The sequence below is a fragment of the Candidatus Curtissbacteria bacterium genome (assembly GCA_024654445.1).
Classification (GTDB): Bacteria; Patescibacteriota; Microgenomatia; order Curtissbacterales; family GWA2-41-24; genus JANLHP01.
Genome location: JANLHP010000014.1, coordinates 1 through 18,249 on the forward strand (window position 1 = coordinate 1; position 18,249 = coordinate 18,249).

13 protein-coding genes are annotated in these 18,249 nt (G+C 43.9%); 2 read left to right on the plus strand and 11 right to left on the minus strand.

Features of this window, described 5'->3' with window-relative positions; all coding sequences use genetic code 11:
• Positions 1-39: 39 nt before the first annotated feature.
• The 3 genes from NUV69_01730 to uvrB form a co-directional block, all read right to left on the minus strand.
• On the minus strand, positions 40-1,926 hold the full coding sequence (locus NUV69_01730) for a transglutaminase domain-containing protein (GenBank protein ID MCR4324386.1): 1,887 nt from the start codon (positions 1,924-1,926) through the stop codon (positions 40-42).
• A gap of 238 nt (positions 1,927-2,164) precedes the next feature.
• Positions 2,165-5,128 (minus strand): excinuclease ABC subunit UvrA, encoded by a 2,964-nt coding sequence (gene uvrA, locus NUV69_01735; GenBank protein ID MCR4324387.1) that lies wholly within the window; start codon positions 5,126-5,128, stop codon positions 2,165-2,167.
• A 573-nt stretch (positions 5,129-5,701) separates the two neighbouring features.
• Positions 5,702-7,711, minus strand: coding sequence for an excinuclease ABC subunit UvrB (uvrB, locus tag NUV69_01740; GenBank protein MCR4324388.1), 2,010 nt, complete (start codon positions 7,709-7,711; stop codon positions 5,702-5,704).
• Positions 7,712-7,913: 202 nt separating this feature from the next.
• Here uvrB and lexA point away from each other — a divergent pair, with 202 nt between their 5' ends.
• Entirely contained in the window at positions 7,914-8,531 is a 618-nt protein-coding gene (lexA, locus tag NUV69_01745; protein ID MCR4324389.1) for a transcriptional repressor LexA, read from the plus strand.
• 185 nt (positions 8,532-8,716) lie between these two features.
• On the opposite strand, the gene NUV69_01750 is transcribed toward lexA, so the two are convergent.
• Positions 8,717-9,973: a divalent metal cation transporter gene (locus NUV69_01750; protein ID MCR4324390.1), complete on the minus strand. Its 1,257-nt coding sequence runs from the start codon at positions 9,971-9,973 to the stop codon at positions 8,717-8,719.
• 81 nt (positions 9,974-10,054) lie between these two features.
• Between NUV69_01750 and rsmI the strand changes: the two genes are divergently transcribed.
• Positions 10,055-10,726 carry a 16S rRNA (cytidine(1402)-2'-O)-methyltransferase gene (gene rsmI, locus NUV69_01755; GenBank protein ID MCR4324391.1) on the plus strand — a complete coding sequence of 224 codons (672 nt, stop codon included), beginning with the start codon at positions 10,055-10,057 and terminating at the stop codon, positions 10,724-10,726.
• Here the strand turns inward: rsmI and NUV69_01760 are convergent.
• The 7 genes from NUV69_01760 to xseB form a co-directional block, all read right to left on the minus strand.
• A complete protein-coding gene (locus tag NUV69_01760; protein MCR4324392.1) occupies positions 10,719-11,783 on the minus strand; it encodes a sigma-70 family RNA polymerase sigma factor in 1,065 nt (354 codons plus the stop codon). The genes rsmI and NUV69_01760 overlap by 8 nt on opposite strands.
• A gap of 8 nt (positions 11,784-11,791) precedes the next feature.
• On the minus strand, positions 11,792-13,393 hold the full coding sequence (gpmI, locus tag NUV69_01765) for a 2,3-bisphosphoglycerate-independent phosphoglycerate mutase (GenBank protein ID MCR4324393.1): 1,602 nt from the start codon (positions 13,391-13,393) through the stop codon (positions 11,792-11,794).
• Positions 13,390-14,634 (minus strand): phosphopyruvate hydratase, encoded by a 1,245-nt coding sequence (gene eno, locus NUV69_01770; protein ID MCR4324394.1) that lies wholly within the window; start codon positions 14,632-14,634, stop codon positions 13,390-13,392. Before eno ends, gpmI begins: the two co-directional genes overlap by 4 nt.
• A 1-nt stretch (position 14,635) precedes the next feature.
• Positions 14,636-16,897, minus strand: a complete 2,262-nt coding sequence (gene ppsA / locus NUV69_01775) for a phosphoenolpyruvate synthase (GenBank protein ID MCR4324395.1) — start codon at positions 16,895-16,897, stop codon at positions 14,636-14,638.
• Between the two features lie 136 nt (positions 16,898-17,033).
• On the minus strand, positions 17,034-17,723 hold the full coding sequence (locus NUV69_01780; GenBank protein ID MCR4324396.1) for a hypothetical protein: 690 nt from the start codon (positions 17,721-17,723) through the stop codon (positions 17,034-17,036).
• Positions 17,723-17,977: a hypothetical protein gene (locus tag NUV69_01785; protein MCR4324397.1), complete on the minus strand. Its 255-nt coding sequence runs from the start codon at positions 17,975-17,977 to the stop codon at positions 17,723-17,725. Before NUV69_01785 ends, NUV69_01780 begins: the two co-directional genes overlap by 1 nt.
• Positions 17,978-18,196 carry an exodeoxyribonuclease VII small subunit gene (gene xseB, locus NUV69_01790; GenBank protein ID MCR4324398.1) on the minus strand — a complete coding sequence of 73 codons (219 nt, stop codon included), beginning with the start codon at positions 18,194-18,196 and terminating at the stop codon, positions 17,978-17,980.
• Positions 18,197-18,249: the final 53 nt, after the last annotated feature.

Here is an 18,249-nt window from a genome sequence, read left to right on the forward strand (position 1 = left end):
GGATCTCACCTTGAATACAAGCGTTCCAAGCTCTGTGATTTAGAGGGATTCCAGGGAAGGGGGCTTTCTATACCTGTGGAGTCGTCTATAGAGAACAAAGCCGAGTACGATAACGCCGAGTGTGGTTGTAGCGCTTATTAAAAAGCCCCTGGAGAGAAAGACGTAATAGATAGGCACGACTTGCACTTCCTTGGTGACCGTGTTTCCGGCAAACATAACGCTTATTTGCCTAGTATCTCTTGTCAGAAATCCTCTTGCTATAAGATCGTAAGTTGCGTCTGATTTAGCAAATGGTGGAAGTATATATATTTTAGAGTTATAGCTTGCACTTTTGGTTAAATTTGTCTCTAGTCTTACCTCTTCTCCCATTACAGATACTTGGCCAGTATTAACAATCTGTGCAATCGCTCTTACTGGAACGCCTGCGATTACTTTGTCGGGCATCATAAGCCTAACTTCGGAGCTTTGAGATGGTTGTGGCAGTTCTTCGGCAAAATTTACAAACACACTCTTTTTGCCAGTGTCTGATGGTTTCTTGTGTGAACCGGCGGGATACGGCGATGTTGAGGACGCTCCTCTTTGGACGAAGGTAATATGGTTAAAATCAAGCTTATTGAAGTAATCGAGTCCTCCGGATGTTGAGCCCCACGTAGGATCTACTTGAACCCAACCCTTGGTATCGTCCCAGTATTCTGGCCATGCGTGGAGTATGTCTCCGTCTGTAAGGGCGAGTGAAATTGGCCTTAGGCGCTCGTTTTGAGTGTGGGCAAACCCTTCCACTTCTCTTGCTGGGATACCGGCGCTTCTTGCTATTGCGATGAATAGATCGGTAAATTCCATGCAGATTGCGTTTTGAGGATCAGTAACTGCCAGGGCTGCCCCCATCCTTTGTATGGGCTGATGGGCAAGTCTATTGTTGCTATAACTTAAATAAGTTGAGACGAATTTATAAATTTCTTCGGGTGTTTTTAGCTCTTTGGCTTTGTCTATCACAAAGGCGTTGTCTGTTTCCCAGTACTTTTGAGTTTGGGTGTATATAATTTTTTCTTCTGGGGTGAGCTGCCTGTAGATATTTCTAAAGGGTTTACTAAAAACTTCGACTGCGCCTGTTGCTGCTACATTTAATTCTTGCTTGGGTGTTAGCCTGTATCTTGCCAAGAAATTACCGTCGTCGTCTACGACTACTGTCATTGGCTTGGGGTCGATATTTTCAAGCACGATGCGTTGGTAATTATTGTCTGGCGGCAAAGCAATTTCTTGAATTTGCGTTGTTAGGTTGTTGTTCTTAAGGTAGTAATTCAGCGTGAACGAAAAGATCTGCTTTTCCCCAAATGACATCGCGATACCAGATTTGGTCAGCTGATCTTTGTTGAATTTGAATTCTATGCCCCCTCTGCTTGTAGTTGTCTCTTTCGGGTCGGGAGCGGAAAAAGCTATGTCGCCAAACGATGCTGGAACGGTAACAGTCGCGTCGTAGGTACCGATGTCTTGAGAATCCGCGACCTTTGGAATCGAAATTTCCCAGATTTGGCCGGATTTACTGGCTAGCTCGTTCGATGTATAAGTAAGGTTCCAGGCGAGGGTTTTATCCATTCCTATTACTCGCTGGTTAAATTTAACTGCAATTGCAGTAACGTTGTTTTCAAATTTTACTTCGGTTTCCATTGGTCCGGTGGAGTCGCTGGCTTTAACGTTCTCGACTTTGGTTGAGCCGATTTTGAGTTCAAACCTGTCCGCGTAAACATTGACTGTTTTGTTTTTGAGAGTAATTTCCTGAGCGACGTTAGTTTTGCCGGTTTGGTCGACCGCGTACGAAACTTTATAGTCCGTTTGAAATTCACCCTCGGCGTGAACGTTGGTTGGAAGTGCAGGCAGAGTGAAAATTAGAGTGAGAAAAGATACGACAAGGAGGGCAAGTTTTCGCATAGAAACAGTATCTAGTATTTTCTATTTGGTATCAAGTCGCTGGTCCTGAGCGAGGAGTGTTAGCGACGAGTCGAATGAGTGGCGGGTTTTGGTCTTCCGGTGTATCAAGGTGGCACCTTGATTGCTCTGATACAAAGTTAAGGTGAGATCCTTGAGCCCTCGAAAGGTCTCCTTCCTTAAACTTATTACTATAGTTCTTTTGCGAGAAATTGATCTTTCGACAAGCTCAAGACTGGTTTTATAATAGTTCCTTTGCCAAAAACTGGCCAGTGTATGAATTTTTAACTTTGGCTATTTCTTGAGGGGTTCCAGTTGCTACTATTTGTCCCCCGCCGGCCCCACCTTCGGGTCCCAGGTCGATAATCCAATCCGTGTTTTTAATAACGTCTAGGTTGTGTTCGATGATGATTACCGTATTTCCCTGAGCGACAAGTCTTTTTAGGATAAGGAGTAATCTCTCAATGTCTGCGAAGTGAAGACCGGTTGTAGGCTCGTCCAAGATATATAGGGTTTTACCAGTTGATCGTTTGCTGAGTTCTGTTGCGAGTTTGACTCGCTGAGCTTCACCGCCGGATAAGGTAGGTGCAGGTTGGCCCAAACGAATATACCCCAGACCGACGTCGTAGATCGTTTGCATTTTAGATGTAATAGTTGGGATGTTCTCGAAAAATTTTAACGTTTCTTCAACCGTCATGTCTAGAACTTCCGAAATGTTTTTATTTTTGTAATGAATTTCGAGCGCTTCGTCGTTGTACCTTTTACCGCCGCAAACCTCACAGTCCACGTAGACATCCGGCAAAAACTGCATTTCGATTTTAACCTGACCTTCTCCTTCGCACGCTTCACATCTTCCACCCTTGACGTTGAAGGAGAATCTACCGGGTTTGTAGCCCCGGATTCTGGCGTCTGTGGTTTTGGCGAAAAGATCTCTTATATAAGTGAAGGCGCCAGTGTAGGTTGCGGGGTTGCTTCTTGGAGTTCTTCCGATTGGCGACTGGTCAATTAAAATTACCTTGTCGAGCTCGTCGTGCCCCATTAGTCCTTCGTGCTCCCCTGCTTTTTGACGGGATCTGTAGATTTCACCTGCCAAGGCTTTATACAAAATGTCGTGAATAAGCGTGGATTTTCCGGAACCGGAAACGCCGGTTACACAAACAAATTTTCCAAGCGGAAACTCTACGTCTATGTTTTTGAGATTGTGTTCTTTGGCACCAATTAAGGTCAGTTTTTTAGTATTGCCGTTTGTTACTCGAGCTTTTTGAAATGGCCGAGTATTACTTAAGATCTCGTGCCTTACTTCTTCTGGGGAAACATAAACTTCGACTTTCTTTTTCCCGGAAAGATATTTTCCGGTTAAAGATTTTGGGTCCTTCATTATGTGGCTGGGAGTCCCTTGAGAAACGACGTGTCCGCCGTGTCCGCCCGCCGCCGGACCAAAATCGAGAATTTCGTCGGATTCGAGCATCATGTCACGGTCGTGTTCTACAACCACAACGGTGTTTTGAAGGTCTCTTAAGCGTTTTAAGGTGGTAATTAGTCGGTTGTTGTCCCTTTGATGCAAGCCGATCGAAGGTTCATCTAAAACGTAAAGTACACCCGAGAGTCCTGAACCTATTTGGCTTGCCAGGCGGATTCTTTGGGCTTCTCCGCCTGCTAGCGTATTGGCGGTTCTGCTGATTGTTAGGTATTCAAGTCCGACGTCTAAAAGGAATTGGGTTCTTAAAACGAGCTCTTTTAATATGGATTTGGCAATTGTCTTTTCGCGGTCGTTAAGCAATGTTGCAGAAGCATCCGAGACTTTCTTTAGCCAGAAGGAAAGATCAACGATAGCTTGATCTGCTATCTCGGCTATCGACTTTTCGTCAATAGTGATTGAAAGCGCTTCGGGTTTAAGCCTGGTTCCCTTACACACATCGCACGTGTCTATCCTCATGAACTTTTCGATTTCCTTTCTTACATAATCGGATTCTGTTTGAGAGTAGCGTCTTTCAAGATTTGTAATGACGCCTTCGAAAGACGTGTTCCAGGAGACGAGCTTGCCTAGTCTGTTCAAGCCTTTAACCTTGAAGTTTTTGTTTTGGTTACCGTAAAGGACGAGGTCGAGTTTTTCTTTAGGAAGTTCACCTGTTGGCTTGTCGAGTGATACTCCATTTTCGCGGCACGCTTGTTCTAATACTCTCCACGACCATGAGTCTGTTTGGACTATTCTTGCCCACGGAAGGATTGCGCCTTCGGCGATTGAAAGATTGGGGTTTAGAATGAGAGCTGGGTCGACTTTTCTGATTGTCCCAAGACCGTTACAGGCAGGACAAGCACCATGGGGAGAATTGAACGAGAACGAACGAGGTTCGATTTCTGGCAAAGAGATATTATCTTGAGGACACGCAAATTTTTCAGAAAACAGGTGATCTTTCATTTGTTGTGGGTATTGGGGGATGTCGAAAGACTTATCTAGAATTTCGGAAACAATGACTGTTCCTTCTCCGAGCGCTAGAGCTTGCTCGACGGATTGGGAAAGTCTACTTTTTTCAGCAGGAATCGTAAGTCTGTCGATTACGACTTCGATTGAATGTTTGTTCGTTTTGATGAGCACAAAATCTTCGTCTATGTCTTTAATTTGTCCGTCGACCCTGACTTGTCTGTATCCCCTTTTGGCTACGTCTTTAAAAAGGTCTTTGAACTCCCCTTTCCTGTCTTTGACAATTGGAGCCAGTATAAGAACACGAGTCGCAGGACCTTTGTCTTTTACTTCCAGCTTTTGGATTTCGTCAGTTATTTGTTGAGGAGACTGATGAGAAATTTCGCGACCACAGATTGGACAATGTGGATGACCAATTCGAGCGAATAAAAGCCTGAGGTAATCGTATATTTCTGTTACGGTGCCGACAGTTGAGCGAGGATTGTGAGAAGTCGATTTTTGGTCGATAGAGATTGCAGGCGAAAGGCCTTCAATGGAGTCGACGTCCGGTTTATCCATAACGCCAAGGAATTGTCGGGCATAGGAAGACAATGATTCGACATATCGACGCTGACCCTCGGCGTAAATTGTGTCGAAGGCGAGAGACGATTTACCCGAACCCGAAATGCCAGTAAAGACGATTAATTTATTTTTAGGGAGCTCGACATTAATATTCTTAAGATTATGTTCTCTTGCTCCTTTGATGATGATTTTATCCATGATAAATTCTCCTCTTGCTGTCATTCTGGAGGGAATGAAATGACCGATAGAATCTAGATCCTATCGCTTCGCTCCAGGATGACAGCGAATTTAGGAACTTAAAATTGTATCACCGAATGCAATAGTGGGGCAAGGGTTATGAGAGCGCTAAGCGTCAGGCTCTGGAGTCTGATCCGGAAGCCTGAACTGATCCCGAGGGATTACTCCATGAGGGAGAAAGACAAGTGTCCGGACCCCGAGTAGGCCTGAACTTTCTGTTTGAACTTGCATTGTATGTAAGGTCAGGTCGAATAATTGTCCTGGGGTTTTGGAGTTGTTCCAAGTTTTCTATGGTAATAATGGATGGGTTTCGAAACTTGGTATGGGTTGGTGGGGCCTCATACAGATCAGGCTGTGCGTATCTACTTGCAACTTGCCTAAACCTAATTACGGCTGTGCCGGTTGCGGCTAAGCTCAGGACAATGTAAAGGTGGTTAGATTCTCCGTTGTATGCCTCACTGAAATAAAATAAGGCAGTAGTTATACCGACAGAAGCTGAGCCTATGCAGAACATGCCGTCTTTAAATGCAGTCGTAAGTTCTTAAAAATGTCTTTCGTTCATGGATTTGCGTTTTGGCTTTTGAGATTTAATATTTGATCTCGCAAAATTGCGGCTTTTTCGAAGTCGAGGATGCGGGCGGCGTCTTTCATCTCACGGTTAAGAACTCTCATGAGTTTTTGCTTGTCGTCAGGTAGCAGAGATCCTTCTTTGGCTCTGCCGATTGCTCCTTGAATCACAGAATCTGTGTAGATTTGTTTTTTCTCCTCGTATATCTTTTCGCGTTCGATTAATTTGTCGCGAATTGGCTTATCGATCGTTGTTGGTGTAATTCCGTGTTCTTCGTTGTAAGCATTTTGAATTTTTCTTCGTCTTTCGACTTCTTTCATGGCTCTTTCCATCGAGCCTGTAATATTGTCGGCATAAAGAATTACCTGTCCGCCGACATTACGTGCCGCTCTTCCCATTGTCTGGATTAAGGATGTTTCGGAGCGCAGGAATCCTTCTTTGTCTGCATCGAGTATAGCAACGAGTGATACTTCGGGCAGATCTAATCCTTCTCTCAGTAGGTTAATACCGACTAAAACGTCGTATTTGCCGAGCCGCAAGTCGTCCAAGATGTCGCTTCTGTCTAATGTCAGGACGTCCGAATGCAGATACTGGACCTTGACGTCTTTTTCTTCTAAATAATTAGAAAGTTCTTCGGCCATTCGTTTGGTGAGTGTGGTGACGAGTGTGCGTTCGCCTTTTTGGGCTCGTTTGTCGATTTCTGAAATCAAATCTTCGATTTGGCCCTTCGATTTTCTTATCGAAATCTCAGGGTCTATAAGACCTGTTGGCCTGATTAGTTGTTCGACGACTTGGTTTGAAATGTCGAGTTCGTATTTAGCCGGAGTTGCAGAGGTGTACATTACCTGATTAATTTTTCTGGCGAATTCCTCGAACTTTAACGGTCGGTTGTCGAAAGCTGATGGTAAGCGGAAACCAAAGTCAACGAGCATTTGTTTTCGGGCGCGGTCGCCGTTATACATGCCATTTATTTGCGGGACAGTCATATGTGATTCGTCTAAAACTATCAAAAAGTCTTTGGGATAGTGTTCGAGGAGACTGTAGGGTGGGTCACCGGGACTTCTGCCGTCGAAGTGACGAGAATAGTTTTCTATCCCCTTGCAGTAGCCTAAAGTCATCATCATCTCGAGGTCGTAGTTTGTGCGCTGTTCTAGTCTGTGAGCTTCGAGTTCCTTACCTTGCGACCTGAGTTCTTGCAACCTTTGCTGGAGTTCTTGCTTGATAGTCTCCATTGCGGCAAATGTGTTTTCGTCGGAAGAAACGTAGTGCTTGGCCGGATAAATGACGACAGAATCGAGTACTTCTATCGTATCTCCAGTTACAGGATGAATGATCTCGATTTTTTCCAGTTTTTCGCCTAAAAAGCTTAACCTGACGCCGTTATTTTCATACGCGGGTAAAATTTCGACGCTTTCTCCTCTAATTCTGTAAGTTCCTCTGGCGAAATCGAGGTCGTTCCTTTCGTACTGGAGTTTTGCAAAGTTTCGCAATAAATCTTCACGAGACCAAACCTGTTCTTTCTGGATAACCATTCTGGAGTTTTGATATTCGGCCGGAGATCCTAGGTTGTAGATTGCGGAAACGGAAGCCACAACTATCACATCTTTTCTGGTAGCAAGCGCGGTAGTCGATGCTAAGCGGAGCCTGTCGATTTCTTCGTTGACTTCGGTTTCTTTTTCTATATACGTATCCGTAGTGGGCATGTAGGCTTCCGGCTGATAGTAGTCGTAGTAGGAAACAAAGTAATTGACGGAGTTTTTTGGAAAGAATTCGTGGAATTCCTGATAAAGCTGGGCTGCTAACGTTTTGTTGTGAGTTATGACAAGAGTTGGCTTTTGGGTTTTTTCGATAACGTTTGCGATTGTGAACGTTTTACCGGAACCTGTTACTCCAAGCAAGGTTTGGTGCTTTAGGCCGCCTTCCATTCCTTGTACGAGTTTCTCGATAGCTTGAGGCTGATCACCCGTTGGTTTATAGGATGAAGTTAGTTGGAATTTCATCGTAAACAGTAATTATATCATCTGAGAACTTCTCCGTCGTCATTCTGGAGGGAGTGAAACGACCGATGGAATCTAAACGAGGAGATCCTATCGCTTCGCTCCAGAATGACAGTACTTTAGGATGCCTCTGATCTTACAAGGAGAATGATTAGGAATTGTTGGCATATTGACACTTCGGGTTTTCTTTGGTAAAGTTTCGGTAATGGCTACTATTTTGTATAAACGACAGCGCGAAATACTCGACTTTCTCAATAATTACATTGATGAGCATGGGCACGCACCTACCTTGGTAGAAATTGCGAAAGAGTTTAAGCTCAAATCTCTGGCGACGGTTCACGAGCATCTCGAAACGCTTCAAAAAAAGGGTTTGATCAAGAGGACTAATGGAATTTCCCGCGGGATTGAGCTAGTCGACAAGCGGATTGGAAAGATTGTCAAAGGGATCGAACTTCCTATGGCAGGGTTTATTGCTGCCGGTTCCCCAATCGAGCCGTTTACAGACCCAAATTCTACTTTTGCCGTTTCTCAAAACTTGGTTTCTTCAAACAAGCGATCTTACGTTTTGCAGGTTAAAGGCGAGTCGATGATAGAAGACGGGATTTTAGACGGCGACTTTGTAGTGGTAGAAGAAACAAACGAAGCTCGAAATGGTGATATCGTGGTTGCGATGATTAACAACGGGGTTGTTACACTGAAGCGATATTTCAAGGAACCAACAAGGATTAGGCTGGAACCTGCAAATTCAACGATGGCTCCAATTTATGCCAAGGATGTCACTATCCAGGGCAGAGTGGTGAGCGTAATCAGACGCTACACCTAACGTAATTTGACACCTAAAGTATAATTTATTTCGAGCAAGCGAAACCCCTCGGCTTTCAAGATGACGGATGAAACTTTTAGTTTCGCGAGGCGAGAATCAAAATATCACGGCCTTCAGGCCGTGAGTAGTCTATTCGTTAATTCTGTGCTGCACCTAAGGAGTTTTGGGCAGAAATTCTTTGGGTGTTAGCGCAGAGTAAAAAGAAAGGCAACCGCTGCTGTTGTCATTACAACGAAAGTTGTTGTTCCCAAAACATTAGTTACAAAATTGTTTGTATGTTCGCCCATAACCTTTTTGTTGTTAGCAAGTATCAATATGACCAAAATTAGTGCTGGTGACATAACTCCATAGATTATTGCGGTATAAATAAGCATTCTGAACGGGTTTAGCCCTAGAAAATTGATCGCGAGACCTACAAGTGTTGCAAGTATGATTACAATGTAAAATTGCCTGGCCTTGTTAAAAGGTAGGTCTAACCCCTCTCTCCAGCCAAATACTTCAGAAAGAACGTAAGAAGCAGAACCGGCAAGAACCGGTATTGCCAGAAAACCTGTTCCTATTATTCCCGCTGCGAAAAGGAGATAGGCGAAATCGCCAGCGATTGGTTTGAGGGCAGAAGCTGCTTGTTCTGCGGATTCAATCTCGGTAATTCCCAAGGGTGCCAGAGTCACAGCGGTTGTTATGATGATGAACCACATCGTAATGTTGGAAAGGAACATGCCAAGTGTCACGTCTTTACCCATAAGCCTAAGTTCGTGTTTGGTGACGATCCACTTGTTCGTGACTTTCGATTTCATTTCTTCCATTTTATTTTCAACTTCCATAGACGTTTGCCAGAAGAAAAGGTAGGGCGAAATAGTGGTTCCAAGAATAGCGACAAAAAGGGCGATCGTGTTGTGATTCAGCTCTACGCTAGGCACAATCGTGTGAATAAAAACCTCGTACCAGTCGACACCTATTACAAAGGGTACGGCAAAATACGTGAAGAGGGCAAAAGCGAACCATTTCAAATAGCGTGCAATCGTCGCATATGAGGCAAACACCATAAGCAGAATAATCAAAGAGGTGAACAGAACTGCCCAAATAAATCGAGGTAAAGGGAGTAGGAGATTGGCCGAAGCTGCCATACCCGCTATGTTGGCACCAATATTTATAACGTTGGCAAAAACTACTAAGAATGCTATGGGGTAAAGAACCCAAATCGGGAAGTGATTTCTTAGGTTTCCGGTTAATCCATGGCCGGTAACTATTCCGATTCTGGCGCACATTTCTTGAATTGCTGCCATAAGTGGAAATGTTAGCAGTGCTGTCCATAACATGCCGAAGCCTGCTTGGGCTCCTGCCTGAGAATAAGTGGCAATACCAGAAGGGTCGTCGTCGGAAGCACCCGTAATTACGCCTGGACCAAGCTTGGAGTAAAGTTTTTTAATTTTCCCTATCACTACCTTGATTATATGGATAAATATCAGCTTAGTGTCAAACTTGACAATAGTTTTGTTTGATGCTGCAATTAACGCTATATTATGGCCACTTTGTATGTAGTTTCGACACCTATTGGGAACCTAAAAGACATCACACTCCGAGCGCTTGAGGTTCTTAAAAGCGTGGATATCATTTTCTGTGAAGATACAAGAGTGGGCGGTAAGTTGCTTAGTCATTACGATATAGATAAAAAGCTTGTTAGCGTTAACGACTTTAACGAAGAGAGAAAGGTCGCAGATGTCTTGAATGAACTTAAAGAGGGAAGAGACGTAGCTCTGATTTCGGACGCTGGAACTCCATTGATTTCGGATCCTGGTTATAAAATTGTTAGAGAAGCGATTAAAGAAGGTTTTATAGTGGAAGCATTGCCAGGTCCCTCGTCGCCGATTATAGCCCTGACTGTTTCCGGTCTTGCTCCAGACAAATTTTTGTTCGTCGGTTATTTACCGAAGAAAGAAGGCAAGAAAAAAGAATTACTTGAAAAGTTGAAAAAAACTAAAGAAGATTTAAAGTTGACTATTATTGCCTTTGAATCACCTTTTAGACTTCTCAAAACTCTCGATGCGATAGAAGAAGTTTTTGGAAATATTGAAATGGTTGTTGCACGGGAGTTAACTAAGATGCACGAAGAGTTGGTCCGCGCAAAAATTTCTGATATTAAGACCCACTTTGAAAAAAAGAGGCCAAAAGGCGAGCTTGTCGTTCTTATCTAGAAACTCCAAGAGCTTCGCCTAATCGCCTCACACCTTTGTGTTGAAGTACTTTCACATTACCTTCTCCTTTGCCTAGTTTTTCAGAAGTTTCCTTTACACTTAATCCCTCGACAAACCGACAAAGCACAACCTCTCGCTGCGCTGTGGGTAAGTGATCGACAAGTTTCCAAAGCAATTTGCTAACTTGGGCTACCCATATTGCTTCAATTACTACAGATGTTGGGTCTTCTGTTAGACGGTTCTGAGCAGGCCCGTCTGTTACAAAGTTGGTTTGAACCTCGTGAACTGAGTTTTTTCTCAAACGGTTGATTACTGTGCGTCTTGCAATTTGGAAAAGCCATGCCCTAAATTGTCTTTCTCCTCGGTATGAGAAGTCTGATCCCGGGAGGTTCTCTAAGGCCTTTATGAAAACTTCATGGGCAAGGTCGTCGGCAATTTGAGGATCTTTCAAACTTTTTCTAAGAAATCCGCGAATGCTATTGAAATGAGTTTCGTAGATGACACTAAAGGCGTCGAGGTCTCCCGACCTAACCCTTTCTACGGCCTCTCGTTCATCGAAAGAACTTGCTGTTTCCGTTAGCATGTCATAATTTTGTGACCTGTAAGCAATGAGCCTGTCGTTAATTTCGAGAAGTCCTAGCTTGTCAAGTGCGTGTCTGTGAATTGTCGAGACATAACCCCTATGTTGAAGCCCAAGCGCTGATGCTACTTCTAAATCTTTCTTTGGCGGAAGGTTCGAAAGTCCGTATTTTTCTCTCAACACAGATTTTTCGATAGTCTCAAGACCTAAAAAGGATGTCCTTAGTAATACCTCCTTAAACGCTTGTGTGACTTGAGCTCTCCTATCTGCTTGAGAGACGGAGTCTAATACTCCACCTACCATTGTTCTTTCTGGGTTATTGAATAATATCTGGAAAGAACCTGTTGAATTGTCTATCACCAGACCGAAGGGTCGTTCGCCTTCTGGAACAGTTTGGACATCGAATAAGATTGTCGGGCTATCTGTTAATTCGGCAGCAGGTACTCGTCCGGGTATTTCGATTTCCTGAGTTGCCATATTGGCGACTATTGTAGCAAATTGCGGCCGGTCATCTGTGGAGGCTTGGGAATATTTAGGATCGTAAGGATTGTTGGGGCAATGTCTGCAAGTATTCCTTGTTTTAGCTGAGTTGTATTTCCTTTAAGTTCTGGAAGGGCGAAAATGCAAGGCGTGGGGTTTTCATTGTGCTCTGTGTCGATTGCGCCCGTTTTAGGATTTATTAACTGTTCCGCGTTACCGTGATCGGAAGTTATTATTATTCCTCCTCCCGCGGAAAATGAAGCGTTTGCAAGAGTTGCCAAGCACTTGTCTACCGTTTGAACAGCCCTTATTGCAGCTTCTAGGTTGCCTGTGTGCGCAACCATGTCGGGATTTGCGAAGTTGATAACGATAAGATCATAAACGCGGCTTTCGATTCTTTTTACGACTTCATTTGTAAGCTCTATTGCTGCCATTTCAGGTTTTTGGTCGTAAGAGGCCACACGAGGAGAATTCACTAAAAGTCTGTCTTCGCCTGCGTATGGTGGTTCCCTGCCGCCGTTAAAGAAATAGGTAACGTGTGCATATTTTTCGGTTTCCGCGATATGAAATTGTCTCAGGCCCCGTTCAGCGAAAACACGCGCAAGCGGCATTACGACGGTTTCTTTTTCAAATGCTATTGCCGAAACTGGTAATCCATCTTCGTATTTTGTCATCGTGGCAAAATACAGGTTTGGGATTTTGGATCCTCTGTCAAAGGTTTTTATCTGTTCTTTGGAAGTGGTGGTAACGGTGTCGAATTTATCCAGCACAAAGCTTTTTGTAAGTTGCCTTGCTCTGTCTGGCCGGTAGTTGAAAAAGATTATTGAATCCCCTTTCTCTATAAATCCGCTTTGTTCTTCTCCTGACCTTTCAATTGTTATTGGCTCTATAAACTCGTCGGTGATGCCTTTAAGGTAGGAGTCTTCGATGAGCTGGATGGGGTCGGTCGACTTGTTTTGCGATTTACCCGTTAGGCAATCGTAAGCCTTTTGAGTTCTCTCCCAATGATTATCGCGGTCCATTGCAAAATATCTGCCGATAATCGACGATATTTCCCCAAGACTTTCTTGAGTTATCTTGTTTTGGATCTGCGTGACGTAATTTTTGGCAGACGAAGGGGGGCTGTCTCTGCCGTCTGTGAATAAGTGAATCTTAATTCTTTTGGAATCGATGGCAGATTTTTTTAGGAAGGTAAGGATTGCAAAAAGGTGATCCACGTCGCTGTGTACTGACCCGTATCCCACGAGTCCCATAACATGAATTTTGGAATTGTTTTTGTTAGCATGCCCAATTGCTCCAAGGAGTGCTTCGTTATTTTCAAAATCTCCGTTTGCAATAGCGTGATTTATTTTCAACAGATCCTGGAATACTATTTTGCCGGCGCCTAAATTCTGATGACCGACTTCGCTGTTTCCAACTTCACCTGCCGGTAGGCCGACGGCTTGTCCGCCGGTTTCAAGAAATGTGTGAGGGTAAGAAAACCATAGGCCGTTAAAGTTGACTGGGTTAGCTTTTATAACAGCGTTACCTGGGGAATCTTCGGCTGTCGCCCAGCCGTCTAGAATACACAGAATTAACGGTTTTGGTTTGCGGCTTAATCTGATCACTTGGAAAGTATGTGCTCTATTTCAAGTAGCCTGTTGTACTTTGCGACTCTTTCGCCCCGGGCTGGAGCGCCGAATTTTGCATAGCTTGCTCCAATTCCAACTGCAAAATCGGCAATAAAGTCGTCATTTGTTTCTCCGGATCTGTGAGACGCAATTATTTTGAACTGAGCCTGTTTTGCGCTTTTTACGACTTCGAGCGTTTCGGTTATCGTTCCGATTTGATTGGGTTTAATGATTATGGCGTTGGCGGCTTTTTCAGAAATTGCCTTTTCGAGTCGTATTTTATTTGTAGTTGTTAGGTCGTCGGCAATTACTGAAGTTTTGGATCCGACTTTTTGTGTAAAAATTTGCCAGCTTACCCAATCGTCTTGGTCGAACGGATCTTCTATCGAATGAATTGGGAAATTAGCTAGAAGGTCTTCCAAGTACTTCGTAAAGTCTGGTGCGTTAAGGGTTTTATTGGAATCTTTGATTTTGTAACCATCTTGTTGCCTTAGGTTGCTAGCTGCAACGTCGAGGGCAAAATCAAGATGGTCTTGTGAGCGGTTTTTAGAAGCAGCCTCTTTTAATAGATCGAGGGCTTGTTTGTTGGAAGAGAGAGGTGGAGCAAAGCCTCCTTCATCACCCAGCAAAATTGGTAAGTTCATGGTTTTTAGGAGTGATTGCAGGCTGAAGTAAGTTTCTGTTGCCACCTCCAGACAGGCTGAATAATTTTTTTGGCCGATTGGAACTACCATAAACTCCTGAATGTCCACATTAAAGTTTGCATGGGTTCCACCATTTAGAATATTGAACATTGGCGTTGGAATCGCGACATCGCGCGTTGTTGCTATTTCTGCTACGTATTGGAATAAAGGAATCTTTTCGGATGCAGCTTGGGCAACGAGTGCTGCTGCTGAAACTGAAAGAATCGTGTTTGCGCCAAGATTCGCTTTATTTGGAGTACCATCAATTTCTATTAACGTTTGGTCAATTTCTGCTTGGTTTTTGGCGTCTTGGCCAAGCAATTTGGGCGCAATCACTTTGACGATGCTTTCGAGATTCTGGAGTACGCCGCGGCCGTTGTATCTTGCGGGATCGCCATCTCTCTTTTCCACAGCTTCATGAGAACCGACCGACGCGCCTGAGGGGCAAGAGAAAGTGCCGTGCGAGGAGTCGTCGAGTTCGATTGTAGTTTGGATGGTAGGGTTTCCACGGCTATCAAGAATTTCGCGTGCTCTGATTGCTTTTATCTTGGCCATACTATTTTTTCAGAAGATTTTTCTCGGCTTCGTAAATGAGTTCCCTGGTCGCGTTAATCTTGTCGGGGTTAATTGAAATTGAAGTTATGCCCCACTTAACTAGAAGTTCTGTCAGCTCTGGATAAACAGATGGCGCTTGACCGCAGATAGAGGAAGTAATTTTGTGTTTGTTGCAAGTTTTGATAACCCTTTCCAATGCCCAAAGGACAGAGGGGTCCATTTCCCAAAATTCGGTTGCGACTTCTTCGTTATCACGGTCTGTTCCCAGTAAAAGCATGGTTAGGTCGTTTGAGCCAATCGACACCCCGTCGATTCCGACTTTGATAAACTCTTCGAGTTGAATTACGTTGGTGGGGATCTCGACCATCATTAAAAATTTAAAATCACGGTCCTCGAAAAGGCCGGATTCTTCGACGAGCGCACGGACGTCTTTTAACTCACCTGGGCTTCTTACAAATGGGATCATTAGGTGGAGATTGCGGTGTTTTTCTCTTGATTTTTTAATTGCTTCGAGCTCTAACTTGAAAGTATCGGGGTCTTTGATGTATCTGAATGCTCCTCTATAACCGAGCATCGGGTTGGACTCTTTGGGTTCAAATTTTTCACCGCCTTTGAGATTTTTGTATTCGTTGGATTTAAAATCACTTGCTCTGTAAATGACCGGCCGACTGCCAAACGCACGACCGAAAGAGTTAAGGTGCGTCGAGAGTTTTTCTACAAATTCGTCTTGCCTTTTATCCTCGATAAATTTTTTGGGGTGAGTGCCAATTCCGGCTAGCATAAATTCCGCCCTAAGCAACCCAACGCCGTCGACGTTTTTGGCGGCAATTTCTGCAGCCAGACCGGGTTCTGCCAAGTTGACTAGAAGGTGGGTGGCTGTTTTTACCTTCAATTCTTTCTGTTTTTTTCCGGCTATTGGTTCTATATTTTTGCCTTGGGGACTTTTGCCTTTGGAGACTATTCCTCTGGCACCATCAACAGTAACTACCATCCCTTCTTTTAGTTTTTGGGTTGCGTTTCGGGTTCCTACAACGCAAGCTATCCCTAGCTCACGAGAGACTATGGCAGCGTGGGAAGTTCTGCCGCCTTTGTCGGTCACGATTGCAATTGCTCTTTTCATCGCAGGGACGTAATCAGGATTGGTCATTTCGGTAACCAGAACGTCGCCTTTCTGCACCCTTTGGAGTTCTTTGGGGGACTTAATAATGACTACCCTTCCTGTTCCGATAACGGGTGAAGCGGGGGCTCCCTGGAGGAGTACGTCTTTGGTATTTACTTCTTTTACTTCTTCCTTAGGTTCTTCTTTTTTCTCTTTAAAAGTAGTGACAGGGCGGGTTTGTACCAGATAAAGTTTTCCAGCTTCATATGCCCACTCCATGTCTTGAGGGAAATAGTAATGTTTTTCTATCGAAAGGCCGATTTTTGCAAGCTCTACTATTTTTTCGTCCGGCAACTTCTGGTCTTTTCTGTGGGCTTGTGAAATGGGAATTATTTTATTCTTTTTGGCAGCAACAACCATTTGCTCATCTTGGGAAACGATACTTTTGTTTGTGATTTTGAAGGTCTTTTTGTCTACTTCGTAGTGGTCGGGTGTTTTTTGGCCGCTTACTATTAATTCGCCAAGGCCGTAAATGGCTTCGATGACCACAGTGTTTTTGTTGTTAGTTACAGGATCGACCGTGAACATTATTCCGGAAACTTCGGATTCAACCATCCGCTGTACCGGAAGCGCAATTCCAACCTGGAAATGATCGAAATTTTTTTGAACTCTATAGAAAATTGCTCTTGCTTCAAAAAGGGATGCCCAAGCTTCGAGGACGGCTTGCTTAAGCTCTTGATTGCCTCTTACGTTAAGGAAAGTCGATTGCTGTCCCGCAAAAGATGCTTCGGGAAGGTCTTCCGCGGTTGCAGAAGAGCGAACGGCAACGTAAGCGTTTTTTGAACCCGAAAGTTTTTTGTAGAATTTATATATTTTTTGCTCAAGAGATTTTGGAAGCTCGATTTTTTTAATCTCTTCCTGGCATTGATTGGCTTTCGTTTCTAAAGAAAGCGGGTCTTCGACATTTAGGTTGTAAAGTATTCCGCGGATTCGGTCGAGCGTACCCGATTCTTTGATTGTTTCAAAATAAGCGCCGGCGGTAATAATAAAACCGTCGGGTACCGGGGCGCCGATTTTTGCAAGCTCGCCCAGATTGGCACCTTTGCCTCCTACTTGTGCTCCGTCGTGTCGATCAACGTCTTTAAACCAAACAATTTCTTCCATGGACAGATTTTCCTGACACAAAGTGTGAGCAGGAATATATAGGGCCCCTTCGATTACTCAGGGCCATGGCATGCGGTCCTCGTCCTTCGACTTCGCTCAGGACTGCGGGCCTTTAGCCTTAATTCAATCTTAACATTTAACGAGAAAGATATTTAAGTAGCAGTACGGAAATGAGTGTTCCCTGGTCTAAATCCGTCCGTCCATTTTTAATCATGAAATCTACTTTGAGCGATGCAGAGTAAAAGGAAAGTAAAGACTTGAGCGAAAAGCTATCTGCTTGCCGCTGAATTTTTTGCCACTGCCAATCGAAAATTGGCCTTTTGGTGATACTTGTCGCATCACTGCTCGTGACCTTTATCTTGGCAAGAGTCATCAAGAGAAGCCGTGATTGCAGGTTCCAAAACAAACTTTTTTCGTCTTCGCCAAGTTTCTTGATTAAACTTAGGGGCCGTTTGTTACCAGGGGAAAGACTATCTAAGAATTCAAAAATAACAGATTCTCTTTTTGACTCTATAATTTGCGCATTTCTTGGAAGTTTTGAGAGCTTGGCTGGAGTAAGTTTTTTGCGCTCGATAAAAATTGCCTGAGTTGATTGGGGTATATTTTCAAAAAAATCCTTTGGGAATTTTTTAGCACTGGAGATAAAATCTTCGACAATTACAACTTTTTGGTGATCTATTAAGTCGACGCCAAATAAATGTTGGTGCAAATCCAGCTGGTCTTTGGCGCTAATGTAGGTTTTTGGGGCGCCTTTATTTTCCGAAAGGATTTCGCGAAGTCCGGCATCGGTGGCTTGAGGGTTGTCTCCGTGAAGGACAAAAATCATTAAACTTTCAAGATAGCTGTCTTGTGTTTGACGTCCCTTGTTGTTTTTAGACCGAATTCGTCACCGGCTTTGGCGATATCAATATCCGCCCTTTTAATTTGCATCGAATCGACTGTCTGGGTGAATTTCTTGCCGGTTTTGTCTGTAAGCTTCACGCTGTCGCCGAGTTTCAAATCACCCTTTTCCATCTTGACTACAGCGACGCCTATTTTGTCGTAATAATGAGTTACCGTTCCGATTTCTTGATCAGCCATTTAGTCTTCTGCCTTTATATTATCTTCCTTTAGTATAGTCGTTATTTTGACGTTTGCATCGGTCAGTTTGTCCCGGCAGAGTTTGTGAAGTTTTACGCCTTCTTCCAATAGCTTCAGACCTTCTTCGAGGTCCAGATCGGGTTCTTCGAGCCTGGTCACTATTTGTTCGAGCCTGGCGAGCGCTTGGGTAAAGTTAGGATTAGATGAGTCTTTGGTCATTTTTTAATAATAGATCCTTTATCGATGCCGATTCAGGATGACAGAAATAAATT

Excerpts from the sequence above, each read along its gene's own strand:
- NUV69_01780 (MCR4324396.1), bottom strand. The coding sequence starts at position 17,723 with ATGATTTTTGTCCTTCACGGAGACAACCCTCAAGCCACCGATGCCGGA.
- eno (MCR4324394.1), bottom strand. The coding sequence starts at position 14,634 with ATGGCCAAGATAAAAGCAATCAGAGCACGCGAAATTCTTGATAGCCGT.
- NUV69_01760 (MCR4324392.1), bottom strand. The coding sequence starts at position 11,783 with ATGGCAACTCAGGAAATCGAAATACCCGGACGAGTACCTGCTGCCGAA.
- uvrB (MCR4324388.1), bottom strand. The coding sequence starts at position 7,711 with ATGAAATTCCAACTAACTTCATCCTATAAACCAACGGGTGATCAGCCT.
- xseB (MCR4324398.1), bottom strand. The coding sequence starts at position 18,196 with ATGACCAAAGACTCATCTAATCCTAACTTTACCCAAGCGCTCGCCAGG.
- uvrA (MCR4324387.1), bottom strand. The coding sequence starts at position 5,128 with ATGACAGCAAGAGGAGAATTTATCATGGATAAAATCATCATCAAAGGA.
- rsmI (MCR4324391.1), top strand. The coding sequence starts at position 10,055 with ATGGCCACTTTGTATGTAGTTTCGACACCTATTGGGAACCTAAAAGAC.
- NUV69_01785 (MCR4324397.1), bottom strand. The coding sequence starts at position 17,977 with ATGGCTGATCAAGAAATCGGAACGGTAACTCATTATTACGACAAAATA.
- lexA (MCR4324389.1), top strand. The coding sequence starts at position 7,914 with ATGGCTACTATTTTGTATAAACGACAGCGCGAAATACTCGACTTTCTC.
- NUV69_01730 (MCR4324386.1), bottom strand. The coding sequence starts at position 1,926 with ATGCGAAAACTTGCCCTCCTTGTCGTATCTTTTCTCACTCTAATTTTC.
- ppsA (MCR4324395.1), bottom strand. The coding sequence starts at position 16,897 with ATGGAAGAAATTGTTTGGTTTAAAGACGTTGATCGACACGACGGAGCA.